Origin of the sequence: Porcincola intestinalis (assembly GCF_009696445.1) — a bacterium.
Classification (GTDB): Bacteria; Bacillota; Clostridia; order Lachnospirales; family Lachnospiraceae; genus Porcincola; species Porcincola intestinalis.
This window is the reverse complement of record NZ_VULZ01000016.1, coordinates 24,878-51,140: the sequence shown is the minus strand read 5'-3', so window position 1 is coordinate 51,140 and position 26,263 is coordinate 24,878. Positions and strand designations below refer to the sequence as shown.

At 51.8% G+C, this 26,263-nt stretch carries 23 protein-coding genes; 8 read left to right on the top strand and 15 right to left on the bottom strand.

Annotated elements, in window-relative coordinates; genetic code table 11:
- Positions 1-22 precede the first annotated feature (22 nt).
- Both FYJ35_RS12735 and bsh read left to right on the top strand, forming a co-directional pair.
- Entirely contained in the window at positions 23-3,058 is a 3,036-nt protein-coding gene (locus FYJ35_RS12735) for a translation factor GTPase family protein (RefSeq protein WP_154527132.1), read from the top strand.
- 204 nt (positions 3,059-3,262) lie between these two features.
- Positions 3,263-4,240, top strand: coding sequence for a choloylglycine hydrolase (gene bsh, locus FYJ35_RS12730; protein ID WP_154527130.1), 978 nt, complete (start codon positions 3,263-3,265; stop codon positions 4,238-4,240).
- Between the two features lie 183 nt (positions 4,241-4,423).
- On the opposite strand, the gene FYJ35_RS12725 is transcribed toward bsh, so the two are convergent.
- Together FYJ35_RS12725 and FYJ35_RS12720 are read right to left on the bottom strand one after the other, a co-directional pair.
- Complete coding sequence (locus FYJ35_RS12725) at positions 4,424-5,386, bottom strand: carbohydrate kinase family protein (RefSeq protein ID WP_154527128.1); 963 nt, start codon at positions 5,384-5,386, stop codon at positions 4,424-4,426.
- Between the two features lie 9 nt (positions 5,387-5,395).
- Positions 5,396-6,073, bottom strand: a complete 678-nt coding sequence (locus FYJ35_RS12720) for a phosphoribosylanthranilate isomerase (RefSeq protein ID WP_154527126.1) — start codon at positions 6,071-6,073, stop codon at positions 5,396-5,398.
- Between the two features lie 186 nt (positions 6,074-6,259).
- On the opposite strand from FYJ35_RS12720, the gene FYJ35_RS12715 reads away from it, so the two are divergent.
- On the top strand, positions 6,260-7,531 hold the full coding sequence (locus FYJ35_RS12715; RefSeq protein ID WP_154527124.1) for a chloride channel protein: 1,272 nt from the start codon (positions 6,260-6,262) through the stop codon (positions 7,529-7,531).
- A gap of 36 nt (positions 7,532-7,567) precedes the next feature.
- Here FYJ35_RS12715 and FYJ35_RS12710 read toward each other — a convergent pair whose 3' ends face one another.
- From FYJ35_RS12710 to FYJ35_RS12690, 5 genes are all read right to left on the bottom strand, one after another.
- Entirely contained in the window at positions 7,568-8,473 is a 906-nt protein-coding gene (locus FYJ35_RS12710; protein ID WP_154527122.1) for a DUF3881 family protein, read from the bottom strand.
- A gap of 83 nt (positions 8,474-8,556) precedes the next feature.
- Positions 8,557-9,840 (bottom strand): serine--tRNA ligase, encoded by a 1,284-nt coding sequence (gene serS / locus FYJ35_RS12705; protein ID WP_154527120.1) that lies wholly within the window; start codon positions 9,838-9,840, stop codon positions 8,557-8,559.
- A 150-nt stretch (positions 9,841-9,990) separates the two neighbouring features.
- Complete coding sequence (locus tag FYJ35_RS12700) at positions 9,991-10,515, bottom strand: DUF4446 family protein (protein ID WP_154527118.1); 525 nt, start codon at positions 10,513-10,515, stop codon at positions 9,991-9,993.
- A gap of 22 nt (positions 10,516-10,537) precedes the next feature.
- The gene (locus tag FYJ35_RS12695; protein WP_408634796.1) at positions 10,538-11,701 is read right to left on the bottom strand and encodes a ParB/RepB/Spo0J family partition protein; all 1,164 of its coding nucleotides are present in this window, start codon (positions 11,699-11,701) and stop codon (positions 10,538-10,540) included.
- Positions 11,698-12,465, bottom strand: coding sequence for a ParA family protein (locus FYJ35_RS12690; protein ID WP_154527116.1), 768 nt, complete (start codon positions 12,463-12,465; stop codon positions 11,698-11,700). Before FYJ35_RS12690 ends, FYJ35_RS12695 begins: the two co-directional genes overlap by 4 nt.
- A gap of 550 nt (positions 12,466-13,015) precedes the next feature.
- Between FYJ35_RS12690 and FYJ35_RS12685 the strand changes: the two genes are divergently transcribed.
- Entirely contained in the window at positions 13,016-13,975 is a 960-nt protein-coding gene (locus FYJ35_RS12685) for an alpha/beta hydrolase (RefSeq protein ID WP_154527114.1), read from the top strand.
- Here the strand turns inward: FYJ35_RS12685 and rsmG are convergent.
- The 8 genes from rsmG to rpmH form a co-directional block, all read right to left on the bottom strand.
- On the bottom strand, positions 13,968-14,705 hold the full coding sequence (gene rsmG / locus FYJ35_RS12680; protein ID WP_154527112.1) for a 16S rRNA (guanine(527)-N(7))-methyltransferase RsmG: 738 nt from the start codon (positions 14,703-14,705) through the stop codon (positions 13,968-13,970). The two genes, FYJ35_RS12685 and rsmG, sit on opposite strands and share 8 nt — an antisense overlap.
- Entirely contained in the window at positions 14,702-16,600 is a 1,899-nt protein-coding gene (gene mnmG, locus FYJ35_RS12675; RefSeq protein WP_154527110.1) for a tRNA uridine-5-carboxymethylaminomethyl(34) synthesis enzyme MnmG, read from the bottom strand. Before mnmG ends, rsmG begins: the two co-directional genes overlap by 4 nt.
- A 6-nt stretch (positions 16,601-16,606) precedes the next feature.
- Positions 16,607-18,070 (bottom strand): tRNA uridine-5-carboxymethylaminomethyl(34) synthesis GTPase MnmE, encoded by a 1,464-nt coding sequence (mnmE, locus tag FYJ35_RS12670; RefSeq protein WP_154527108.1) that lies wholly within the window; start codon positions 18,068-18,070, stop codon positions 16,607-16,609.
- Positions 18,071-18,359: 289 nt separating this feature from the next.
- Complete coding sequence (gene jag, locus FYJ35_RS12665; protein ID WP_154527106.1) at positions 18,360-19,445, bottom strand: RNA-binding cell elongation regulator Jag/EloR; 1,086 nt, start codon at positions 19,443-19,445, stop codon at positions 18,360-18,362.
- 9 nt (positions 19,446-19,454) lie between these two features.
- On the bottom strand, positions 19,455-20,720 hold the full coding sequence (locus tag FYJ35_RS12660; protein WP_154527104.1) for a YidC/Oxa1 family membrane protein insertase: 1,266 nt from the start codon (positions 20,718-20,720) through the stop codon (positions 19,455-19,457).
- 15 nt (positions 20,721-20,735) lie between these two features.
- Positions 20,736-20,945, bottom strand: a complete 210-nt coding sequence (yidD, locus tag FYJ35_RS12655) for a membrane protein insertion efficiency factor YidD (protein WP_154527102.1) — start codon at positions 20,943-20,945, stop codon at positions 20,736-20,738.
- Positions 20,942-21,382 (bottom strand): ribonuclease P protein component, encoded by a 441-nt coding sequence (gene rnpA / locus FYJ35_RS12650; RefSeq protein WP_154527100.1) that lies wholly within the window; start codon positions 21,380-21,382, stop codon positions 20,942-20,944. Before rnpA ends, yidD begins: the two co-directional genes overlap by 4 nt.
- A gap of 121 nt (positions 21,383-21,503) precedes the next feature.
- The gene (rpmH, locus tag FYJ35_RS12645; RefSeq protein WP_154527098.1) at positions 21,504-21,641 is read right to left on the bottom strand and encodes a 50S ribosomal protein L34; all 138 of its coding nucleotides are present in this window, start codon (positions 21,639-21,641) and stop codon (positions 21,504-21,506) included.
- A 414-nt stretch (positions 21,642-22,055) separates the two neighbouring features.
- Between rpmH and dnaA the strand changes: the two genes are divergently transcribed.
- From dnaA to recF, 4 genes are all read left to right on the top strand, one after another.
- Entirely contained in the window at positions 22,056-23,444 is a 1,389-nt protein-coding gene (gene dnaA, locus FYJ35_RS12640) for a chromosomal replication initiator protein DnaA (RefSeq protein WP_154527096.1), read from the top strand.
- A gap of 236 nt (positions 23,445-23,680) precedes the next feature.
- The gene (gene dnaN / locus FYJ35_RS12635; RefSeq protein ID WP_154527094.1) at positions 23,681-24,787 is read left to right on the top strand and encodes a DNA polymerase III subunit beta; all 1,107 of its coding nucleotides are present in this window, start codon (positions 23,681-23,683) and stop codon (positions 24,785-24,787) included.
- Between the two features lie 52 nt (positions 24,788-24,839).
- Positions 24,840-25,052, top strand: coding sequence for an RNA-binding S4 domain-containing protein (locus tag FYJ35_RS12630; protein WP_154527092.1), 213 nt, complete (start codon positions 24,840-24,842; stop codon positions 25,050-25,052).
- On the top strand, positions 25,052-26,161 hold the full coding sequence (recF, locus tag FYJ35_RS12625; RefSeq protein ID WP_154527090.1) for a DNA replication/repair protein RecF: 1,110 nt from the start codon (positions 25,052-25,054) through the stop codon (positions 26,159-26,161). The genes FYJ35_RS12630 and recF overlap by 1 nt, the downstream gene beginning before the upstream one ends.
- The last annotated feature ends 102 nt before the right edge of the window (positions 26,162-26,263 follow it).

Genomic DNA, 26,263 nt, shown 5'->3' with positions numbered 1-26,263 from the left:
TAATAAATGATGAGGTTTCTGTATGAGTCACGAAATCACTTCCAACCGCCGCCACATCGTCCTTGGCATTCTTGCCCATGTTGATGCCGGAAAGACGACGCTTTCAGAGAGTCTGCTCTATCTGTCCGGCGCCATACGCAGGCAGGGGCGTGTCGACCATGGTGATGCTTATCTCGACACCGACAGCATGGAGAGACAGCGCGGCATCACCATTTTCTCGAAGCAGGCACAGCTCTCCCTTCCGGACTTCGGAGGTCTGGACATCACGCTGCTCGATACGCCGGGGCACGCAGATTTTTCTCCGGAAATGGAGCGCACGCTTTCTGTCCTGGACTACGCGGTTCTGGTCATCAGTGCCCCGGATGGCGTGACCGGCCAGGTACGCACGCTCTGGAGGCTTCTTGCGCATTACCATATTCCGGTTTTTCTCTTCGTCAACAAGATGGATCAGCCAGGGATGGAGCCGGATCCTGTCCTGAAGGAGCTGTCCGGCTCGCTGGATACAGCCTGCATTCCGCTTCCGGATACAGATCCTGAGCACTTCGATGCTGAGACAGCAGAGGCGCTGGCTGTCTGCGACGACAGGTTGCTGGAGCAGTATCTGGAGCTGGGGCAGGTCCCCTCCACCTGCGAAATTGCTGCGCTCATCGCCTCCCGGAAACTGTTTCCCGTCTATTTCGGTTCCGCGCTGAAAAATACCGGTGTGGACACCCTTCTGAGAGGGCTTTCCCGCTATACCGCAGAACCGACGCTTCCAGGTACCTTCTCGGCGAAGGTCTTCAAGATATCAAGAGACGCAGCCGGAACCAGACTGGCCTGGATGCGGGTGCTCGGCGGCACGCTGCACGCGAAGATGGAAGTCACCGTTTCCGGGACACAGCGTTCTCCGGACGAACCGTCCGGCTTTGGTGCTTCAGCTCCCTCCACACTCAAGGTTGACCAGCTGCGCCAGTATTCCGGGGACAGTTTCAGCGTCCTGCGTGAGGCTCCAGCAGGACAGATCGTCTGCGCCACAGGGCTCGACACTGTATCCGCCGGTCAGATTCTGAGAGACGGCGCAAGAACCGGACAGCCGGTCGGCTCCACGGGAGATCACGCAAAAGCCAGACAGCCAGACAGCTCCCCGAAAACCGGTGCGGCAGCCAGACAGCCAGACAGCTCCACGGAAGCCTGTACAGCAGCCGGACGGTCAGACAGTCTTCCGAAAGTTCCGGAGACTGCTGTGATGCTGTCTGAATCCCTGCAGCGCCGCTCCGTATCGGAGCAGCTGATCCTGCCGGTCTTTCGAAGCGCCATCCTCCTCACTGATGACACGGACCCGGTGACGGCCCTGCATAACCTGAAACTTCTTCAGGAAGAAGAACCGATGCTTGGAATCGAATATGATCCGCGCACAAAACAGATATCCGCTGAGATCATGGGCGAGGTTGAGACGGAGATCATCCGGAATCTCTGTGAAAAACGCTTCGGTATGTCCATCTCCTTCGGGTCGCCTTCCGTCGTCTACCGCGAAACGATTGCTGCCCCGGTCGAGGGTGTCGGCCACTATGAGCCCCTCAGGCACTACGCGGAAGTGCATTTGCTGTTGGAGCCGGCGGAGCGTGGAAGCGGCATCACCTTCGATACGAACCTGAGCACCGATGCTCTCCCGCTGAACTGGCAGCGGCTTGTGCTGTCCGCCCTCACGAGTGTCCATTTCCGGGGCGTCCTGACCGGATCGGAGATCACCGATCTGCACATCACACTGATTGGAGGCCGGGCATCCGAGAAGCACACTGAGGGCGGCGATTTCCGCCAGGCTTCCATCCGCGCACTCCGGCAGGGTCTGATGTCGGCTGAGAGTATCTTCCTCGAGCCATGGTACAGATTTGAGGCAGAGATTCCGCAGGATGCTATCGGACGGCTGATGAGCGACATCCAGCGGATGGATGGTCGTCTGGACCCGATCGGCGGGGATGGCGTGCGGGCACAGGTGACCGGCTTTGTCCCGGCTGTCGAAACGGGTGATTACGCTTCCGAAGTACGTGCCTACACACACGGAACCGGTCAGATTTCTTTCTCTCTGTCAGGGTACGAGCCCTGCAGAAATCCAGGGGATGTCATTCTCAAGACTGCATATGATCCCGCTTCCGACCTGGAGCAGCCGGCTGATTCGGTCTTCTGCTCGCATGGCGCTGGCGTGACCATTCCGTGGAATGAGGTGCGAAGCTACATGCATGTCGACACCGGCTGGCACCCGGATACGCAGCAGGCCCCAGACGGCAGGCTTCCGATGGACGGCAGACAGGAAGATGGCAGGCAGACCTTTTCATCCCAGTGGCGCAAGGCGCAGACAGCAGAAAAGAAGTCCTGGCAACAGCAGCAGCATGACATCAGCGCCGGGGAGGAGGAGCTGCGCCGGATCTTCGAGCAGACATACAAGGGTTCCTCCTGGAACACACCGCTTCACGACCCTGCCAATGACTTTCCGGATGATTCAACGGGGCTCTGGAGCCGTGACGGCTCTCTTGAGCGCAGCGCCGGGCTGCCTGCCAGCAGCAGCAAGGACAGTTCCGATGGCCCGGATCGCCCGTACGCTTCACAGAACCGGAGCACTGGATCCGTGCCCCCAGGATCTGCCAATTCTGCCCGTGAGGATTATCTCCTGGTGGATGGCTACAACATCATCTTCAACTGGCCGGAGCTTCGCGAGCTGGCAGCAGTCAACCTCGATTCCGCAGCGGGCAAGCTGACAGAAATCCTGTCTGATTTCCAAGGCACGCAGAGCGGCAGGCTGATCATTGTATTTGACGCCTACAAGGTTCACGGCGGCAAGCGGCACATCCTCCATCAGGGCAATGTCGACATCATCTACACAAAGGAGGCAGAAACCGCAGATTCCTACATCATGGAACTGACACATTCTCTCGCAAAGAAGGGGAACGTGACAGTTGCCACCGGAGACGGAATCGTCCAGATGATCATCTTCAGTGCAGGTGCGCGGCGGATGTCCGCCGGTGAGCTGAAGGACCGCGTAAACGAGGCTAAAAAGAAGATTCGCGACAGGTACCATGTCTGAACATACTGTAAGAGGTAAGCTTCCATCCTGCAAACTCTGTTCTGTCTCTGCTGCAATGGCCCTGATCTTCGATACCGTGTTTCTGTATGTGTTCTTTCTGTGAACTTGTTTGAGCATCCTTTCAAAATGATATATACTGCAGGTATGTTTTCATCATTTGTCATAGATCACCCCTTTCGGATGATCGGAAAGAAGGTATCTGATATGTGCACTGCAGCAACGTACAATACAAGATGTCACTATTTTGGGCGGAACCTGGACCTGGAATACTCCTACCATGAGCAGGTCGCGGTGACACCCCGCAACTATCCCTTCCAGTTCAGGAATGTGAAATCTGTCATGAAGCACCCGGCGATCATCGGCATGGCCTTTGTCGTGGACGGCTTCCCGCTCTACTACGATGCCATGAATGAAAAAGGGCTCGGAATGGCCGGTCTGAACTTCCCGGACAACTGCGACTTCAAAGATCCACAGGAAGGAAAGGACAACATCGCTTCATTTGAACTGATCCCCTATGTTCTCTCACTCTGCAGCACAACAGAGGAGGCGAAGGTCCTTCTCTCGCACGTCAACATCACGAATGAACCCTTCAGCGACAAGCTCCCCACCAATCCGCTGCACTGGATGGTCGCTGACGGCAAGGATGTCATCGTCGTCGAGCAGACAGCGTCCGGCCTTCATGTCTATGACGATCCGGTCGGTGTCATGACAAACAATCCGACTTTTGACATGCAGATGAACCGCCTGGCAGATTACCGGAACCTGTCTGTAGAATCGGCCTTGCCCTGCGCCTTCGCAAAAGGGCTCGATCTTCATCCGTACAGCCGCGGCATGGGCGGCATGGGTCTTCCGGGCGATCTTTCCTCCGCTTCGAGATTCGTGAAGGTCGCCTTCACACGGATGAACTCCCTGTCGGACGACTCTGAGTCCGCAAGTATCAGTCAGTTCTTCCACATCCTCGGCAGCGTTGAACAGCAGCGCGGACTCTGCAAGCTCGGCGAGGACAAGTATGAGATCACAATCTACTCAAGCTGCTGCAACCTGGATCTCGGCATCTACTACTACACAACCTATGAGAACAGCCAGATCAGTGCCGTCGACATGCACCACGAGAATCTGGACGGCGACACGGTCGTCACCTATGATCTGATCAAGGGCCAGCAGGTCCATTACCAGAACTGAGAATCTGCACCTGTACATACACAAAAAGCGGGAGCTAACCGTTCAGCTCCCGCTTTTTTCTCCTGATCTGCCACCTTGTGACACTCCAGCCACACCAGCTCAAAGATCTGCTGAATGAACCTTCTCCATCGAATCATCTAAGAGCAGTCAGATCACACGACCGCCGCTTCCCGCACGGCTCTATCACGCTTGTCCGGATATCACTCGTCCGGCATAGTCAGACGCCGCCCTTGTTGCCTCCTGAACCGTACTCCCGCCGGAAAGGGCATGAATGAATGCACCGTCAAAGGCATCGCCGGCTCCCAGAGTCGATACAGGCTTCACCGGCCTGACCGGAATCCAGGTATCCCGCTGCTGCCCGGAAGAGGACATCACAAGGATCGGATCAGCTCCATCCCTTGCAATCACTGTTTTCGGCTGCCCGCTTCTGTCTTTTCCGCACATCCTGTCCATGAGCACCTCTGCTGCGGCCATCTGGCCTGGATGGCCCGTCACCTGGCTGAACTCGTCACTGCCTGAACCGAGCACCAGGTCGCTCATGGCAATCATTTGCTCCATGGAAGCCTTCCGCTCCCCCGCATACCCGTAGGACTCGGCGCGGACATTCAAGTCGAAGATCACAGTTGCGCCGTGCTCCTTCTGCTCTTTGAAGAACGTCAGAACAGCTGCATTGTTTGCAGCATCATCCAGGAATGCCATCCCGCTCGTAAAGACGATATCCCCTCTCTCCGCCTTTGGCGCATTCCGGAAGCTGTCTGCTGTAAAATGCGGGTAATCCGCCCACGGCGGCACAAAGCAGAACATCGTCCGCTCGCCGCTCTCATCCAGAACGGCAATGCAGTACATGTTCGACCTGTCGCACGGCACAGCGCCGCTCATGTCCACGCCTGCCTTCTCCATCTCTCCTTCCAGGTACAGCCCTAGTTCATCCAGCTTCAACGGCGTGATGAACCGAGGCCGGCTCTCTGAATCTGACAGTTTTCCGATATTCCGGGCGACGTTCGCAACCGAACCCCCGCACTGCATCCGGACCAGCATTGAATCGGCGGTTTCCTTTGAGAAATCTCCTCTCGCAAGGGCTGAACGCATCCCGCCGTAAGGCACGATCAGGTCGCAGCACAGATCCCCTACACAGATCACGTTCACAGCTCCACCTCACTCGAAGGAATGCGCGATCCGGCAGAATTCCCGGACCTTTCCGATATTCTTCCGGACCAGTTCTCCGTTCTCCTTGTCAGAGGTCTTGGTCAGAGAATCGACCGCGTACGGATGCACAGCCCTGATCGCATCCGCCACATTGTCCGGTCCGAGACCGCCTGCAAGGATCACCGGAACATTCACCTTCTCCACGATCTCCCGGTCGATGTTCCAGTCATTCACCTCGCCGGCTGCTCCGACACCCGGAACCGTCTTTGACACCGTATCCAGAATCAGAACATCTGCAAATGTCGCCTTGTACTCTGCTTCCCTGACACTTTCCGGTCCCGTGATGCCGACTGCCTCCATCAGCTGGACGCCCGGAATCTCACGGCGCAGACGAGCCGCAAACGCCGGATCCCCATCATAGTTTGCGCACAGGTGCAGAACATCCGGCATCAGCCTTTTTGTCTGCGCAAGTACTTCATCCGCCGTCTCTCCGACAGAGATCAGAATACGGACAGCCTTTCCCTTGATGGCATCAAAGATTTCCTTTGCCTTCTCCTCCGTGATCGCGCAGGGAAACTTTCCGCCGTGCACGCCAACCAGAAGACCGATCCGGTCTGCCCCGGCATCGATGCAGGCAAGCGCTTCCTCTTTTGTCTGAATGGAATAAATCTGTGTATACATAACCATAACCCCTTTCCTCTGAACGGCTTTCGGAATGGTATATCCCCGGGTCCGGTCTGCTGACCGGCCCCCTGGCAGTTATACCATTCCTGCCTGTTTTCTGTTGTCCGGTTGACACCGCTCATCTATAATGAAGAAGATGGTGTATCATTTTTTAGAGCCCTTCACTATGTATAGCCAGGAGAAAATGCGATGGATTCACAGCTACACAAGCAGTTCAAGGTCATCTTTTTCGGGACTCTCCACGTCCTGGTGCTGGCTGCCATGGCAATGGCCTGCGGGATTGTCTGCGGCGTTGTCGGCGGCTTGTTTGCAAGAGGCGTGACAGCAGTCACCGGCATCCGCTTCCGGTATCCGGTCATGATGTTCCTGCTCCCGGTCGGGAGCGCCATCATCTTTTTATTTTATCATATGCTGCGCTACGATAAGGCGAAGGGAACCAACATGGTCATCCTCTCGATCCGTTGCGGGGAAAAGATTCCATTCCGTATGGCACCTGCCATCTTTGTCTCAAGCATCTTCTCGCACCTGTGCGGCGCGTCGGTCGGAAGGGAAGGCGCTGCTCTCCAGCTTGGCGGAAGCATCGGTCATGCGATGGGACATCTTTTCCATCTTGATCATAAAGAACGGCGGACCATGGTCATCTGCGGAATGGCTGCCGCCTTCTCTGCTGTCTTCGGGACACCGGCGACTGCCATATTCTTCTCCATAGAAATGGTCGATGTCGGCATGATGAACTATGGCTCCATCGTTCCGGTTACCTTCGCGTCCTTCACGGCAAGAGCGGTTGCCTCACACTGGTGTGGCGTTCCCGGTGAATCCTATCTGATCAGCGCACCTCCTGCATTCAGTGCACTGACCGTCTCAAAGCTCGCCTTTCTGGCAATCTGCACCGGTTTTGTCAGCATCCTGTATTGTCTGGCGATCCAGAGGATTTCAAGATACAGCCAGTCTCTGCTGAAGAACCGCTATCTGCGGGCACTGGCACTGGGGTCGGTTCTGTTTCTCCTGACCTGGCTGACAGGCGGCCATACATACAACGGCACGGGCATCCATATCATCGAGGAAGCGCTCTCAGGCAAAGCAGAAGATATCCACTGGTATACCTTCCTGATGAAGATTCTCTTCACCGCGCTTTCCCTAGCTGCAGGCTACAAGGGCGGTGAAATCGTCCCTGCCCTCTACATCGGTGCTACCTTCGGCAGCTTTTTGGGAGGACTGATGGGCCTTCCCTCCTCCTTCTGCGCGGCCATCGGCATGGGTGCCCTGTTCTGCGGTGTCACAAACTCACCTGTTGCCTCCCTCTTTATCTGTCTGGAAATGTTCGGGATCGGGGGGCTTCCTTATTACATGATGGCAGTCGCTCTTTCCTATGTCTCCTCGGGCTATTACGGTCTGTACTCCGCTCAGCAGATTCTCCACTCGAAATATGATTCGCATCTGATCGACAGCGATACACACTGACCTGTCAGAAGACCGGACGCAATTGCATTGTCATAATCAGGATACTGCCGACGGCAGCAGGAAGTTGATCCGCCCCTGCATCCAGATATCCGCCTTCAGCCGCATGCCTGGAAGGGGAAGCCCTTCCAGGTCCTGATCTGTCATGCATGCATCAAACAGCAGGCCTCCGCAGTTCAGAAGCATCTTCCAGACAACCTCTCCCGTGACACTGCTGTGTTCTTCCCTCACGCGGTCTATGTTCGCCAGGATATGATACTGATCCGACTCCATCCCGTAAGGGATGAAATACGTATCCACAACCGACAGAATATCCTCTCCATCCTTGATCCGGTCCTGAGCCTTTCCATACAGCTCCAGATTCTGTACCGTCAGCTCCTTCATGGCCTCATCGTCGCCCATCTTCGCCCGCTGAATTGTCTCAACCCGCTCCTCCGCCCAATCGGAGGAAGTCTCCATGAGGCGGTGTTCCAGGTTTCTTGTCGGCAGAAGAATCCGGCCCCACTTCGCAAGCGCTGAAAATGTGGTTGTCACGCGGCTTTCGTGCTGCGGGTCTTCCTTCAGACCTCTGAGATAACACCCCGGGTTCTGAAGTGTAAAGATCAGCGGGGCACCGACATGTCCGTCATTGCAGACGCCGATGAAGGCATCTCCCATCAGCTTCTTCTGAATTCCGACGCTTCCGTCACTGCCCTCATCGGAGCCCACAACATATGGATAGTAGGAAGTACGGTGGAAGCCAAAGCTGTCCTGCATGCCCAGCACCTTCAGGCCGAATCCCTTTCCAAGCTCCTTGGAAAACTCGAGGAAGGTTGCCTTTGTATCCTCATCCCTGACCGATTCCATATGGTCATATTTCTCATAGACCCTGTCGCAGATCTTCTCGATGTCCTTTTCAGTTATGCGATCATCTGTCAGACCGATCGATCTCAGGTATGCATGCATAGGATTTCTTCACCACACTCCTCCATATTTACAGATCCTCCGCCGGCCCTTCCGGCATCCGGCTCCGTATAGATCAGACACTCTTATGGAACGAGAACCTTCTTTCCGCCCATGTATGGCTGCAACGCCTCCGGAATCGTAACACTTCCGTCTGCCTGCAGATGATTCTCCAGGAACGCGATCAGCATTCTCGGCGGTGCCACACAGGTGTTGTTCAGTGTGTTCGCCAGATGCTTCTTTCCGTCCGCTCCCTTGATCTTGATGTTCAGGCGCCGGGCCTGCGCATCTCCAAGATTCGAGCAGGATCCAACCTCGAAATACTTCTTCTGTCTCGGAGACCATGCCTCGACATCGAGGGACTTTACCTTCAGATCAGCCAGATCGCCGGAGCAGCACTCCAGCGTGCGGACCGGAATCTCAAGGCTTCTGAAGTAATCAACCGTGTTCTGCCACAGCCTGTCGTACCACTTGTTCGCATCCTCAGGCTCGCAGATGACGATCATTTCCTGTTTCTCAAACTGGTGGATTCTGTAGACACCTCTCTCCTCGATGCCATGTGCGCCCTTCTCCTTGCGGAAGCACGGAGAGTAGCTGGTCAGTGTCAGCGGAAGCTTGTCCGCATCGATCGTCTCACCAATGAACCGGCCGATCATTGAATGCTCTGAGGTTCCGATCAGATACAGATCCTCTCCCTCAATTTTGTACATCATCGCGTCCATCTCATCGAAGGACATCACACCATCCACGACAGCCCTTCTGATCATGTACGGCGGAATGACATAGGTGAATCCCCTGTCGATCATGAAGTCTCTTGCGTAGGAAAGGCAGGCAGAATGAAGTCTTGCGATATCGCCGAGCAGATAGTAGAAGCCATTGCCGGCAACGCGGCCTGCCGCATCCATGTCGATTCCATGAAGCTTTTCCATGATCTCTGTATGATACGGAATCGGATAATCCGGGACAACCGGATCCCCGAACCGCTGAAGCTCGACATTCTCCGAGTCATCCTTGCCGATCGGGACTGACGGATCAATGATGTTCGGGATGACCATCATCCTCTTCTTCAGCTCCTCCTCGACTGTTTTCTCCTTCTCGGACAATTCTGCAACTCTGGCCTGGTTTTTTGTTACCTCTTCCTTTGCAGCCATCGCTTCATCTTTTTTGCCCTCGTGCATCAGCTTTCCAATCTCCTTGGAAATGCGGTTGCGGTCGGCCTGCAGTGCCTGCAGCTCCTGCTTGATCTCACGGTTCTGTCTGTCCAGCTCAATCACTTCATCTACAAGCGGAAGCTTCTGATCCTCAAACTTCTTCCGAATGTTCTCCTTGACAATATCCGGATTTTCCCTGACGAATTTAATATCCAGCATCTTTCAATTTCCTCCCGATGTCTCTCTCAAAGGTCCCGGTGACACGCTTGTCAACCGGGGCGGTCTGATTTTTAATATGCTGACTGTTTCTGCGGCTCTGCCCTAAGACTGTATCCCAATTCAGATGATTCGTCCAGTCTCATCTCAGCCTTAAACATGACTTATGTTGTTTGAATAAGTTGTGACGGCCTGCCTGAGCGCTTCCTTTTCCTCTTCGCCCAGAACGATATAAGACTCACCCTTGACGATTTCCTTAATATAGGTATAACACCCTTCCTTGCTGTGAATCGCATTCAGAACAAAGCCTGTGTTGTCCTGATCCAGAAGAGCCAGGGCGAAGCTCATTCTTCCGCCGACGTCCGGAAATGCGTCATATTTCACGATTCCGGTCTTCATCGGCGTCCTTCTCATGATATCCTTGATATGCTGAATCTCAGCCGCCTGGTTTTTGCACTGCTCGCCGATCCGCTCAACCTCGATGAATTCACTCTCCATCGCCTTTTCCAGAGAAGCACCATCTTTTCCTCTCATAAAAAGCTTATACCGTTTCAGGAAACGGCTCATCTTCATCGACACATGTGCGAGATAAAACAAAACAAGCGCCATGATCAGAAGAAGCACAATCATCAGAATTCCGGGGTCAAACCCCAGGCTGTTCAGAAAACTGCTCTGCATCCAATTACCCCCATCTCCTCACTCAGCTTTCATCACTGTTTAAAATGGCGTGATATACACGCTCCAGCTCATCACTTGAAAAATACTCTATCTCAATTCTGCCCTTCTCCGGATTTTTCGACTGAATGCTGACCTTTGTTCCAAGAGAGGTCCGCATTTTCTCCTCCATGTCCTGATAGATGATCTGAAGCTGCTGGCTGATCACCGGTTTCTTCTCCGGAACCGGTTTCTTTTGAAGTTTCCGGACATAATTTTCTACCTCCCGGACACTCCATTTTTCATCGAACGCCTTCTGGGCTGTCTGATACTGGAGTTCTCCGTCCTCAATGGCAAGCAGTGCCCGCACATGTCCGGTTGACAGCATCTCGCTGATCAGCATATTCTGAACTCGTTCATCCAGCTTCAATAGACGCAGAGAATTTGTCACAGAGGCTCTGCTTCTGGAAACACGCTCGGCTACTTCATCCTGTGTCAGCTGATATTCATCAATCAGCCTTCTATAGGCCGCTGCCTCCTCGATCGGGTTCAGATCCTGCCTCTGAATATTCTCAATCAGGGAAAGCTCCATGATATCCCTGTCTGAGTAATCACGAACAAGGACAGGGACTGTTTTCAGACCCGCCAGTCTTGCCGCCCGCCATCTTCTCTCACCGGCGATGATTTCATAATAGCCCTCTCTCATCTGGACAATGAGGGGCTGTATCACACCATGTACTTTGATAGAGTCTGAAAGCTCCTGGAGGGCATCCTCATCAAACTTTTTTCGTGGCTGGTCTCTGTTCGGCTCCACCAGATTGATGTCAACCTCAAGCTGACCACTCTTGATTAAATTTCCTTCATCCGCTGTATCTGACTTTTCATCTCTTGATTCAGAGGCATTTTTAAATTTTGTTCCATCTTCCGTTTCAGAATCCGCCGCAATGGCGTCTTTTCCTACATTCTCCACAGTCTCAGCTGTTTCTAATCCTTCTGTATACTTTGCACCATCGGCTGATTCTGTACCGTCAATATCCTCTGCGGCTTCTGTGATTCCGGCCACTTCATTTTTTTCGTTTACCGGCACTGCTTTGGATTTCTTCGCCCTCTTCGTTTTTTCAGCAGCATCTTTTTTTCTTCCGCCGGAATTCTTTTCCGGAATCAGAATATCCAGGCCTCTCTGGCCCAATCCACTTCTTCTAGCCATCAAGTCCTCCTGTAATGAATCACTTTCGACGCAAGTTTTTCATAGGCCTTCGCTCCGGAAGACTTCGGATCATACTCCGTGATCGGCATTCCATAGCTTGGAGCCTCCGCCAGTCGGACATTTCTCGGAATAATACACTTATAGATCTTTTTATCTGTATTTTGCGTCACATTCTCCACAACCTGAGTTGCCAGATTTGTTCTGCCATCATACATGGTAAAGACGATTCCCTCGATCTTCAGTCGATCGTTCTCGCGTTCCTGTATCAGTGATACCGTCTGCATCAGCTGCGCCAGTCCCTCAAGCGCATAATATTCACACTGGAGCGGTACGATGACTGAATCAGCCGCGCACATCGCATTGATCGTCAGAATATTCAGGGACGGAGGGCAATCCATAATAATGTAATCGTATTTATCCCTGATTTTTCCAAGTTCCTTCTTTAATATATGGTTCTTATCTGCAACATCCGATAACTGGATTTCAGCTGCCGCCAGATTTACATCAGAGGGAACAATTGAAAGCTTTGGCCTGACATTACTGATGATTGCGTTCTCAATTGATGCTTCTCCAAGCATGACGTCATATACCGTCTTCGTGACAGATGACGGGTCAATGTCGAATCCACCGGAAGCATTTCCCTGTGGATCCATATCAATCAGCAGGACCCTCTTCTTTTTGATCGCAATATAAGCTGATAGATTAATCGCAGTCGTCGTTTTTCCGACTCCGCCTTTTTGATTTGCGATGACGATTATTCTCCCCATATTCCACCTCGCATTCGGACTTTATTTTAACACACATCAATTTTCATGGCTATAATGTTTCACGTGAAACATATGATCCACATTCAACACTTCCTTTTCTATTTCTATCTCTATTTCTATATTCATATTCTATATGTCCGTTTTATATGTTTCACGTGAAACATTCTTTACATATTCAATGATGTATCATTTTTTTATGTTCAACGAGATTTGATGTTTCACGTGAAACACCATATTTTTCCAATAAGGGTTCAATTGCGGTGGCGGATCAATTGAAAACATACTATAATGATTACGGTGTCAAAAATCGGATATTTCTCGCGCTTGCATGCGATTGGTAGCTGTACGTATTGGCACAACCAAATTGTTGCATGAAGCGACGTGTAGGCAACACGAGCATGCTGAACGTAGGTGAGTGGTGAAAGCTGCGAAGTAACAAAACCACGCATAATCGTAAATAAGAAGCAAAAGGTTCTGTTTGATTGAATTTTGCAGATATCAGGCTGACAGCCTGCATCCCAGGCCAGGTATACATGTATGAGGTGAATTTATGGTTAGTATGAAGGAACATATCAAGACTCTATTGAAGCTTGACATTCTGGCACTCTGCACCATGCATATAGCAAATCGGGTTATAACTTCGTTTTCCACATCAAAAAATATGCTGAAACCGGGTGTCGGCAAATACTATAATTGGAAGTACGGGGATATTTTCTATCAGAAAATTGGAGAAGGTACCCCAATCGTTCTGCTTCATGATGTGAACCCTGCAGAGAGCGGATATGTATGGTTTGATGTGGTCGAGTCTCTGAGCAAAAATCACACCCTTTACATCGTGGATCTTCCAGGATGCGGGCGCTCTGCGAAACCCAATACGACGTATACCAACTATTTTTACGTATTGTTTTTGAGCAGCTTTATCAAAAAGGTGGTGAAAAGAAAAACAGATGTAATTGCAGACGGATATTCCTCTTCTATTGCACTGATGGTTTCCGTTCTGGATGCTTCCCTGATTCACCAGATCACGGCGATTAACCCTCAGAGTCTCGGAAATCTCGGGAGAACGGAATCAAGACGTTCGAGAATCGGAAAGCTTCTTCTCTCACTTCCTGTGCTTGGAACGAGCCTTTACAATATTGAGATGTCCCGCAGGAATCTGGATTACCGCTTTACGGAAGACTATCTCTACAATCCGTTCCGCAGTAACAACCGGCTTATAGATGCGTTTTATGAGGGTGCTCATTACCATGAATGTGCAGGAAAGTATCTGCTGGCCTCCATCAAGGGCATCTATCTGACAGTCAATATTCAGAAGGCTTTGAAGAAAACGCAGGCAGGATTTACGATTCTCTATGGAGAAGGTGTCGAGCATTCTTCCGATATTATCAGAGAATATACAACCCTTAACAACAACATTCAGGCTTACCCGGTTGCGAAGACGAAGTACCTTCCTATGATGGAGTTTCCAAAGTCATTCCTGAATGCTGCTGAAAAGGCTGGCGTTATATGATTGGTTCTTTCCCCGGCATTCCCGCCTTTCGCGGGAATTTTGCCGGGGTTTTCTGACTCTTTTGAATGATCACAAAACTTCTTTCAAGTGCTGTTCCAGGAATGGTATCCTTCTCCACCCTGCTTTTTGTACCGCCCAACAGACGAATGGCTTTCTGTGCAGTTCTCAATTCTTCTTCGATTTCCGCTGATTTATAGGAGATAAAGAGTCCTCCCTCTCTCACAAGCGGCAGGCAATATTCACTAAGCGTTGACAGGTTTGCTACAGCTCTGGATACAACGAGATCATACTGTTCACGGTCATTCTTATTTCTGCCAAGATCCTCTGCTCTTCCATGAACAGTATCAATCCCGGTTAACCCGCATGCATCAATCACCTCATCCAGAAAAAGGATTCTTTTATTGAGAGAATCAGCAAGTGTCACACGAAGATACGGAAAAACGATTTTCAATGGAATGCCAGGAAATCCTGCTCCGGTTCCCATATCCAGAATGCTGATCTCACGGCTTAAGTCAACATGACGAACCACCAGCAGGCTGTCGAGATAATGTTTCTCCACGACCTCCATTGGCTGCGTAATGGTCGTCAGATTCATGACCTTGTTTTTTTCAATCATATGATTGTAATAGATTTCAAACTGTCTGATCTGCTCCTCCGTCAGGACAATTCCAAGATCCTTACAGCGCATCCTCAGTACAGAAAGACATTCGTTGATCGATTTATCAGTCATCCTTCACTGTTCCTCTCTCCACGCATTTTTTTCAGATAAATCAAAAGGACGGAAAGATCTGCCGGATTCACACCCATGATTCTGGACGCCTGCCCGATCGAGGCAGGCCTTACCTTCATCAGCTTCTGCCTCGCCTCAATCCGGAGACTTGGTACCTGAGCGTAATCAATTTCATCAGGAATCAGCGTTTTTTCCGCTTTCTCAAACTGTGCAACCTGCTTCTCCTGTCTTCTGATATACCCTTCGTACTTGATTTCAATATTGACCTCTTCCTGAACCTGGGGCGGAAGATCCGGGCGATCCGGGTCGATTTCCGACAGACAGAAGTAATCAAGCTCCGGCCGCCGAATCAGCTCCGCAAGGGATGCAGATGTCGAGAGCGGATCACTTCCGCACCGCTTCAGACAGTCCTGCACCCTTTCGCAGGCTCCGATCATGACATGGCGGACTCGCTCCGTCTCCTCTTCAATCTGTCCCTTCTTTTTTAGAAAACGCTGGTATCTCTCCGATGAAATCAGCCCTGCCTGATAACCCTTTTCAGTCAGTCTCAGATCTGCATTATCCTGCCGCAGAAGCAGTCTGTACTCTGCCCTGGAGGTCATCATCCGGTATGGCTCGGTGCTTTCCTTCGTGATGAGATCATCCACAAGAACCCCGATATATCCCTCCGATCGTTCAATCAAAAGGGGGGCTTTCCCCCAGATCTTCAGTGCCGCATTGATGCCGGCATAAAGCCCCTGCGCCGCAGCCTCCTCGTACCCGGAGCTTCCGTTCATCTGCCCGGCGGCGTAAAGCCCTGGAATCTTCTTGAATTCAAGTGTTCGGTTCAGCTGCTGGGCATCGATGCAGTCATATTCGATTGCATATGCATTTCTGACAATATTGGCATGCTCGAGTCCCGGTACTGATCGATACATTTCGATTTGTACATCTTCCGGCATGCTGGAGGACATTCCATCAATGTACATTTCATTCGTATTTCTTCCCTGCGGTTCGACAAATACCTGATGGCTCTTTCTCTCCGCAAACCGGACTACCTTGTCCTCGATCGAAGGACAATAGCGGGGCCCCACTCCGCTGATTTTCCCTGAATACAGCGGTGACCTGTCCAGATTCCGGCGGATGATGTCATGTGTTTCCTCTGTCGTATGCGTGAGCCAGACAACTGCCTGATCGATCTGCACATCCTTCGGATCAGTCTCAAAGGAAAAAGGAACAACCGGTACATCCCCTGTCTGCGGTACCATCTTCGAATAGTCGATGGTTTTTCCATCCATTCTGCAGGGAGTTCCTGTCTTAAACCGCTTCATCCCGATGCCGTGACGCCTGAGGGAGTCTGTCAGGTGTGTCGCTGACTGTAGTCCGTTCGGACCGGTATAGGTCACCATATCTCCGCAGATGCACCGTGCGTTCAGATACGTTCCTGTACAGAGAATCGCGGCCTTGCAGTGCCAGATTGCGCCGGAATCGGTCTTCACACCCGTCAGTTTTCCTGACGCATCCGTCAGAATTTCATCGACCTCCATCTGCCGGATTGTCAGATGTTCCTGATTCTGAAGGGTCTGTCTCATCCGCATGCTGTAGGCATCCTTGTCTGCCTGCGCTCTGAGCGAGTGGACGGCAGGACCCTTTGACCGGTTCAGCATTTTTGACTGCAGAAATGTATGATCGATGCACTTTCCCATCTCGCCGCCAAGCGCATCTATTTCCCTTACCAGGTGACCCTTTGAACTTCCACCGATATGTGGATTGCAGGGCATCATGGCAATCGAATCCGCCGACACTGTAAAGATCACAGTGGAAAGTCCGAGTCTTGCGCAGGAAAGCGCGGCTTCACAGCCTGCATGTCCGGCACCGACGACAATCACATCTGTCCATTCTTCTACCCTTGCCATGTCTCCTCACTTTCCCATACAGAACCTGCTGAAAATTTCATCCACCAGATCCTCACCGGCCTCCTGTCCTGTGATCTCACCGAGTGCTTCGTAGGCACTCATCAGGTCTATTGTATAGAAATCCTCGGGCATCTGGCTGTCGATGCTTTTTGAAAGCTGCTTCAGACTCTCCAGTGCACGCTTCAGCAGCTCCTTGTGGCGTGCATTCGTAATGACAATCTCGTCATTGAACAACAGTTTTCCATCAAAAAACATGGTTCTGAGCGCGGATACCAGTTCATCCAGCCCTGTCTTCTCTGTTGCGGAAAATGGAATGACCGGAATATCGTCTCCAAGCCCTGTCTCTGAAGCCATCCTGCGAATCTGCCGTTCATCGGTCAGCGTATGCAGATCCGTCTTATTCTGGAGGATGATGATCTTCTTTCCCTGAATCAGGTTGAGAATCTCCTGGTCTTCTGTATCGATGTATGTTGATGAATCGATCAGATAGAAAATCAGGTCAGCCCGCTCGATCGCACCCTTTGCGCGCTGCACCCCGATCTTCTCAACCAGATCATCTGTCTCCCGGATTCCGGCAGTGTCCGTCACAACGAGCGTCATGCCGCCGACGGTAATCGTCTCTGTCAGCACATCTCTTGTTGTTCCGGCTACAGGCGTGACAATGGCGCGGTCTTCCCCCAGAAGCAGGTTCATCAGCGAGGATTTGCCTGCATTGGGTTTTCCGACGATGGCCGTCCGGATTCCTTCCTGCATCAGTCGCCCGGAATCTGCTGTAGCGAGCAGTGCAGACAACTCTTTTGTCCATTGCTGCACTTCACTGGAAAATTCCGGCAGGTATGCCTCAAATGAAAGCGCTTCCGGATCATCCAGACAGGCTTCGATGTGAGCAGACTGATAGAGCATCTCTTTCCGAACTTCCTCGATCTTCCGGTACAGAGTTCCCTGAACCTGGCTGACCGCATTCTGGAGCGCAAACCGGTTCTTCGACTCAATGACGTCCATAACGGCTTCCGCCTCCGTCAGGTCGATTCTTCCGTTCAGATATGCACGCTTCGTAAACTCCCCCGGATGTGCGGCTCTCGCCCCGGCCTTCAGAACAGCCTCCAGAACACGGGTCACAGCCAGAATGCCTCCATGGCAGCTGATCTCCACCACATCCTCCGCCGTATAGGTTCTCGGTGCACGCATGACAGAAACCAGCACCTCATCGATCACATCGGCAGACTTCTCAGAAGCATCCGATATACCGCTCTGCAAAGCATTTCCAGCTGCTTCCGGCTCGACAATAAAGCCATAGTGAATGGTATGAGTGTCCACTTCCGCAAGTCTTTTCTTCCCGCCCGGTGACCGGTAAACCCGGTCAGCTATCTCAACGGCATCTGGTCCGCTGATCCGGATCACCCCGATTCCAGACTCCGACACAGCTGTTGATATGGCTGCAATCGTGTCTGTGTCCTCTATCTTCCACATTTCACTCTCCACTTCCTTAATGATCGATTATTCATATTACACGACCGGCGGACAGAACACAAGAAGGCACCCGGCAGCTCCTGGCTGAACTGCGTACGGGAGATAACCGTACAAGCCACCATATAGAAACCGTTGTACTGAATCCGCCATGACGAAGGCGGCATAAAAAATCCACCGCACAGCCTGTTTTCAAACCATGCGGTGGGCGTTCGATAAAGTTATTCTGTGATTACAGTGGCAAAAGGTACTTTTACCACTCATATCATTCTGGAATGTCTTCGGAATCCTTTTACTCTTCCTTCATATCCTCACGATCACTGTACCTGGGGGAACGTCCTCCCCGGCTGTAGCCACTCTTCGATCCGCGGCCGTAGCCATGCCCGTTCCGGTATCCGCCTCTGTGACCTCTGTCTCCATACTTCCGATCCAGAAGCTCGAGGTCCGCATCCTTTTTCAGGGTGACGACAACCTTTCTGTCCGGCTCTTCACCCTCACTGTGTGTGGTGACAAACGGATCTCCCTGCAGAGCTGAATGGATGATCCGTCTCTCATACGGGTTCATCGGTTCCAGGTAGACAGGCTGTCTGGTCTTCTTAACCTTCATGGCGATGTTCTTCGCCAGATTCTCAAGCGTCGCCTTCCTTCTTTCTCTGTAGTTCTCGGTATCCAGCTTGACCCGGACATAGTATGGCTTTCCCTTATTGACAACCAGAGAAGTCAGGTACTGCAGAGAATCCAGTGTCTGTCCTCTCTTCCCGATCAGAAGTCCCATCTCGTCTCCTTCCATCGAGACGTTCAGGCACTCTCCGTCATAGGAGGAGTTCAGATTCACCGTCATCCCCATCGAGGAGAACACATTCTTCAGAAATGTCTCAGCCCGTTCGATGGCTTCACTTGGATCATCCAGCACCTTGATATCGCTGTTTCTTCTCTCGCGTCTGGACTCGTAGCTTTCCTCGTTCTCCTGCACGGATTCTGCTTTGGATGCTGCAGCACCAGTGCTCTCGTCCTGGCACAGGCTGTCCGGCTGCGATGCCATACCTGCCTTCTGAGCCGCATCTTCACCGCCGGCAGTTCCGGGCGTCTGCTCTGACTGCTCTGCCACCGGTTCACCCGGCTCTTCAGCCCTTTCAGCTGCATCCTTTTCTGCCTGCCGGGATTCCGCTGAAGACTCTGCAGAATTCTGCGGCTTCTCAACCTCCCTGCGGACCGATGCCTCGATCACGGCATCCTTTGCCCCGATCCCGAGGAAGCCTCTCGACTCGTGCTCAATCACCGTATACTCAATATTATCGCTTGTTGTATTCAGCTCAATGGCAGCATTCAGGATGGCGTCATTGACTGTCTTTCCGCTGACTCTGATAGACTCGCTCATGAAATTGCCTCACTTCTTCTGATGCTCTCTGTTGTACTCTGACACCATGTTTGCCCGCTCTGCCAGCGATCCACGCCGGACATTCTTCTTCTCGCTGCCGAGATCCTCCGACAGATTCTTTGCCTTGTTCTGCATCGTACGTGCTTTAGACAGCCTCGGATTTTCCGGCGCCTCAATCTGTTTGGTGTTGATCGTGGCATTCTTCATGATCGACTGTCCGGACACGCCGCCCTTCTTCTCCATCTTTTCCTTCTGCTTTTCAAGGTTCTTCTGAAGGAGCTCATTTACATCTTCCTTCTCCAGCCTGCGGTTGATGAAAATCTGCTGGATGGTACGAATCACAGCGGACGCAATCCAGTAGATACCCATACCAACCGGAAGGGTCAGCGTAAAGAACGCGGACATCAGCGGCATCACGGTGTTCATCGTCTTCATCGTCGCCGCCGTCTGATCCGCTCCTCCGGCAGCCCCCTGTGACATCTCCATGGAAAGCTTTGCAGAAATCCACTGAGAAGCCGCTGCCAGCACCGGAATCAGCACCGCACCAATCACCAGCCAGATGGATGCATGTGTACGAATGATATTCATCGGCGTATCAGCAATATTCAAACCGAGGAAAAAGTTCATGCGGTTGATCGTGTTCTTGCAGGTATCAATCGTACCGGCAAGATCCGGAAACTGCTTTGCAAGATCCGCCCAGGTCGACGGATGAAACTTGTAGAGCGTGTCGATGATTGTATTCTCGGTAAAATTCTTCGTGATGGTCGTCGCCGAGATCGAGGAAGCAATCCCTGTCAGATACTTCTCAGCACCCGGTGCCTTCAGAAGAGCGGACGCCAGAGGCTCAAAGACCCTCTTGACAGCCGGCACATACGCCGGAACGTTCATGATGACATTGTACAGCGGGAACAGAACGAGCATCGAGATCGCCATCTGGACACAGGAGCCGGCAGGATTGACGCCGTACTTCGCGTAAACCATCTTTGTCTCGTCGTTCATCTTCTGCATCGAGACCTGATCGGTCTTTCCCTTGTACTTCTTCTGGATTGCGTTCAGCTCCGGCTGCATCAGAGGCGTCATTCTGGAAAACTTCTGCTGACGGTAGGTGAGCGGAAGCATCGCCATGAGAATCACGAAGGTGAACAGGATGATAGCCAGACCGATGTTGCTGATCCCGATCAGGGACATCAGCCAGAACAGACCAGCCATGACCCACCCCAGCGCAACCGCGACAGGGCCGATCAGAAATTTGTTGCTCTGAGTAAGTAAGCTCATGATTATCCTTTCTCCTTACGGAACCGGGTCATATCCTCCGTGCGAAAATGGATTGCACCTCAGAATTCTCCAGCCTGCAAGTATACCGCCCTTCAGCGCGCCGTACTTTTCGATTGCCTGCAGGGCATAGTTGCTGCAGGTCGGAATATACGGGCAACGGGTGGTCTTGAGTGGAGACAGATACTTCTGATACCAGCGGATTGCCCTGATCATCATATGTTTCATCTGCTCTCCCCGATTGTATTCTTCTTTTCTGCTCCTTCCCTATTCTGAAGCACCCCGAGCTTCCGGGATACATGGAGCAGCGCGCGGTCAATATCAGAGAACGGCAGTTCTCTCGCGCCCGGCCTGACGATCACGACGAGATCGAGGCCCCTGTCGAATTTGTCTTCATTCAAACGATAGCTTTCTCTCACAAGTCTGCACAGATGATGTCTCACGACACTGTTTCCCACTTTTTTGCTCACCGATATGCCGACACGGTTTTTCGTATACCCCGCCATCTTCCATGAATAAGGGATCTGCTCCAGCTGTCTCATCTTCTCCGCCCGCGGGTACACATACAGAACGAGTGTCCGGTTTGCAGCAGACTTTCCATACTGGTACACCCTCTGGAAATCCCGATTGTCTTTCAGACTTTCTGATGTATTCGAGTATTTCATAAATATCTGCCAAATCGCCCGCCATTCAGACGGGGCTGCACCCTGCATAATATGAAGAAAGAGCTTCGAAGCATCTCCGAAACTCTCTCCTCATAATTCCCTGCTAAGTTCAATATCCGCATCAGACGGTAAGAGCTTTTCTTCCCTTTGCTCTTCTTGCAGCCAGAACCTTTCTTCCGCCCTTTGTCGCCATTCTGGCGCGGAACCCGTGGACTCTGTGATACTGCTTCTTATGCGGCTGAAATGTCATCTTTGCCATGGTTCAAACACCCCCTTTGCTCCCGATTCCCGGCTGCCTCAACAGCTGCCGGTCTATTCTCTCATATTCTTTTCTGCTATAGGGAAACAGTCCGTACACAGTTAATCGAGAAAACATCGCTATAATTATATGCAGAAGCGAATGCCCCGTCAAGCGAAAAACTTATCCACCTTTTTATGTGGATATCTCTCAAAAGCACGGTGGACAACTATGTGTTCACGCGTGCATTTTTTCTGATTTCTGACCGGAAATCCCGTAAAACACGGTTTCCTGCATCCACATCCCGAAAATGAAGTTATCCACACCCCCCTCCTTCCTGCTGTTGAAAAAAACACCGCTTTCAAGTAAACTTTACCTATTCGTGTCAAATTTTGACATTTTTCCGCATCGTATGAAAAGTGCAGGTTATTTCTTATGGAAGTTGTTGAAGAAAAATGGGCGGACATTCTGGAGAATGTCCATCAGGAATATGAAGTCTCTGACGTCGCGTTCAAGGCATGGCTGAAGCCGCTGACCATCTTTCAGATTGAAGGAAACACGATCAGCATCCTTGTCCCGAACGGGCAGATGGCAATCGAGTATATTCAGAAGAAGTATACCATCCAGCTGAAAGTCGCGATTGCGGAGATGACGGGTGTGGAGTACGAGCTGGAATATATCACGCCCGAGCAGGCGCGTGAGAACCGGCTGCGGACAGCCAACCAGGCAAAGAAGAAGGAAACGGAGGAGGAGATTCCCCCGAAGGCCAGGCTTGCGCTTGAGGAGGCGGGACTCAACCCGCGCTACACCTTCGATACCTTTGTCGTAGGCGAAAACAACCGTTTTGCCTACGCAGCCGCTGTCGCAATCGCGGAAGCTCCGGGTAAGGTGTACAATCCCTTCTTTATATATGGAGGTTCCGGTCTCGGAAAGACACACCTGATGCATTCGATCGCGCATCACATCATCACGACACAGCCGGACAAGATCGTGCGCTATGTTTCCTCCGAGGTCTTTACCAATGAGCTGATCTCCGCACTCAAGAATTCCAACAACGTGAGCATGCTCAATGCGTTCCGCCACAAGTACCGCAACATCGATGTTCTCCTGATCGATGATATTCAGTTCATCATCGGAAAGGATGCAACACAGAACGAATTTTTCCATACGTTCAACGACCTGTTTGATCAGAGCAAGCAGATCATCATTTCCTCGGACAGACCTCCGAAGGAATTCGACGCGCTTGATGACCGGCTGAAGAACCGTCTTGCCTGGGGACTTCAGGCAGATGTGAAAAAACCGGATTACGAGACCCGGATGGCCATTCTGCAGAAGAAGGCGGAAACAGAAGGGTACCAGGTGGACAATGAGGTTCTGCAGTACATTGCAACCAACATCAAGTCCAATATCCGTGAGCTGGAGGGGGCGCTGATCAAGCTGATTGCCTTCAGCCGTCTCGATCACGGGCGGCCGATCGATATTCAGCTGGCAAAGGATGCCCTGCGGGATCTCATATCCCCGGAGGAGGGACAGCCGATTACAGCCGATACAATCATCGATATCGTCTCGGAGCACTTCGGGATCACAAGAGCCGATATTCTGTCAAAAAAGCGCAATGCCGAGATCGCACAACCGCGTCAGATTGTGATGTATCTCTGCAGGGAGATGCTGGATCTTCCGTATAAATCCATCGGAAAGGTGCTGGCAAGGGACCATTCGACCGTCATGCACGGTATCACAGCTGTTGAGGACGAGATGTCTCAGTATCCTGACATGCAGAGAACAATCGATGTCCTGAAGCGTAAAATCAATCCGGGTGGATAAAATCAGGATCATCCGGACGCATTGTGGATGACTGAAGACAGTTCTTCACACAGATTTGCCTCCTGAAATCCGCGAAAAATAAGCATTTTCAGGAGTTTTCCACATATCCACAGCGCTATAATAAGGGTACTGATGATTTTTCTTTTTACTGCTTCCTTTGAAGCCGGTGTCTGACCGTGCAGGACAGAGGGGATGCAGATACAGTCAACAGATATCATCATAAGGGAGATGCAGATATGATAATCAGAGCACAGAAGACAGAGCTTCAAAGAGCGATCCGGACCGTTATGAGTGCGATCCCCGGCAAGACAACGATGGACATTCTGACTTGCATTCTGATCGATGCGACGGTTGACCAGATCAAGTTTACGGCAACCGATACGGAGCTGGGCATTGAGACGGTCGTTTCCGGAGAGATCGATGAGAGGGGTCTGATCTGCATCGACGCGAAGCTTTTTTCAGACATTGTCTCCAAGCTTCCGAGCAGCGAAGTGACGATCACGACGGACAGCAATCTTCAGATCCGGATTACATGCGAGAACACCGAGCTTCGGATTGTCGGAAAGGACGGGACCGAGTTTGCTTCGCTTCCGTCTATTGACCGGGAAAATCCGGTTGTCATGAGCCAGTTCGCACTCCGGGAGATGATCGAGCAGACGATCTTCTCGATCGCGGTCAACGATGCAAACAAGCTGATGACCGGCGCTCTGCTTGAGACCAACGAGAATGAGATCCGTATGGTCTGTCTGGACGGGCACCGCATCGCAATCAGGCGGATGAAGCTGGATGAGGTCGTTCCGACCTTCAAGGTTATCATCCCGGGAAAGACATTGTCCGATCTTCAGAAGATCATGAGCGGCGAGGAGGAGGACAAGGTCCATATTTATTTTACAAAGAATGAGGTTCTGTTTGATCTGGAGGGAACCATTGTCGTATCGAGATTGATCGAAGGAACTTATTTCCGGATTGACCAGATGCTGTCCAATGACTTCGACACAAAGATTACGGTTCGGAAGGCGGATCTTGCGGCATCCGTCAGCCGTGCAATGCTGTTTACGAGTGAATCAGAGAAGCGTCCTCTGGTTGTCTCGATTGCAGACCGGGACATGAATCTGAAGATCAACTCTCCGGCAAGAGGATCGATGAGTGACGACATCCAGATCACAAAGGACGGAAAGGATCTGATGATCGGCTTCAATCCGAAATTTGTCGCAGATGCCCTGAATGTCATCCGGGATGATGAGATTACAATCTATTTCCTCAACTCGAAGTCTCCCTGCTTCATCCGGGATGAGCAGCAGTCGTACGTTTACCTGATCCTTCCGGTCAACTTTGTGGCATAAGTCAGGCGGCGGAATAGAGTCAGCGTTCTGAAAGCGGCGCAGGAGGTGCCATATGAGAGAGTTTCAACTGCACGGCGAGGAGGATTTCATCAAGCTTGGCCAGCTTCTGAAGGCGGCAGGTCTGGTGGATTCCGGCGTGGAAGCGAAATATGCCATCGAGGAAGGAAAGGCTTCCGTGAATGGGGAAGTCTGTACGATGAGAGGAAAGAAGATTCACGCAGGAGATGTTGTTGCCTTCGGCGGTGAGGAGATCAGGGTCCGCTGATGAAGATTGATTCTCTGAAGCTGCAGAATTTCAGAAATTATGAGGAGCTTTCTCTGGAATTTTCTCCAGGGACGAATTTGTTTTACGGTGAGAATGCGCAGGGGAAGACCAATATCCTGGAGGCGGTCTATGTCTGCGGAACGACGAAGTCCCACCGGACATCCAAAGACCGGGAGATGATCCGGTTCGGGGAGAATGAATCCCATCTTCAGATGATAATGCGGAAGGGGGATGTCTCCTGGCGCATCGATCTGCTCCTCAGGGCTGGTAGGGCGAAGGGAATCGCCGTCAACATGGTTCCTGTCAGACGGGCAGCTGAACTCATCGGGCTCGGACATTTCATCCTCTTTTCTCCCGAGGATCTGTCGATTATCAAGGATGGACCGGCCGGTCGGCGCCGTTTTCTGGATATGGAGCTCTGCCAGCTTGACAAGGTATATGTCTCTGCCCTCACGTCCTACAACAAGGTACTGGAACAGCGCGGAAAGCTTCTGAAGACGCTTTCAACGGACAGGCGGGACATGGAGACACTGGATGTGTGGGATGAGCAGCTGGTCCGGTACGGCAGTATGATCATCCGCATCAGAGAATCCTTTGTACAGATGCTCAATGAGATTATCCGGCCGATTCACGAAAAGCTCAGCGGAGGAAGGGAGCATCTTAGCGTCCGCTATGAGAAGAATGTGGAGGCGGATGCGTATGCGTCGGCGCTTGAGGACGGCAGACAGAGGGATCTTTATCTCTGCAGCACGATGACAGGTCCTCACAGGGATGATCTTGTATTTTCGTCTGACGGGGTGGATCTGAGACATTACGGATCTCAGGGACAGCAGAGGAGTGCGGCACTCTCTCTGAAGCTGGCTGAAATTGAGCTGGTGAAGAAAAAGGCAGGGGATTCTCCTGTACTTCTTCTGGATGATGTTCTGTCGGAACTCGACGCGGGCAGACAGCAGGCGCTTCTGGAGTCGATCGGCGATATCCAGACCTTCATCACATGTACCGGAATCGAGGAGTATGTCCGTTCCGGCTTTCACATCGACAAGCGATTCCACGTTCAGGGCGGGCATGTGCAGCCGGAACCGTCAAATATTCCCGATCCTGTGTTATAATAGTTTATAAAAGGCTTTCAGACGCCGCTGCACGAGCCTGGCATAAAAAGGCTTTTTCGGCTGTGCAGACGGCTGGTATCAGAATCACTGTCTGCCCGTCTC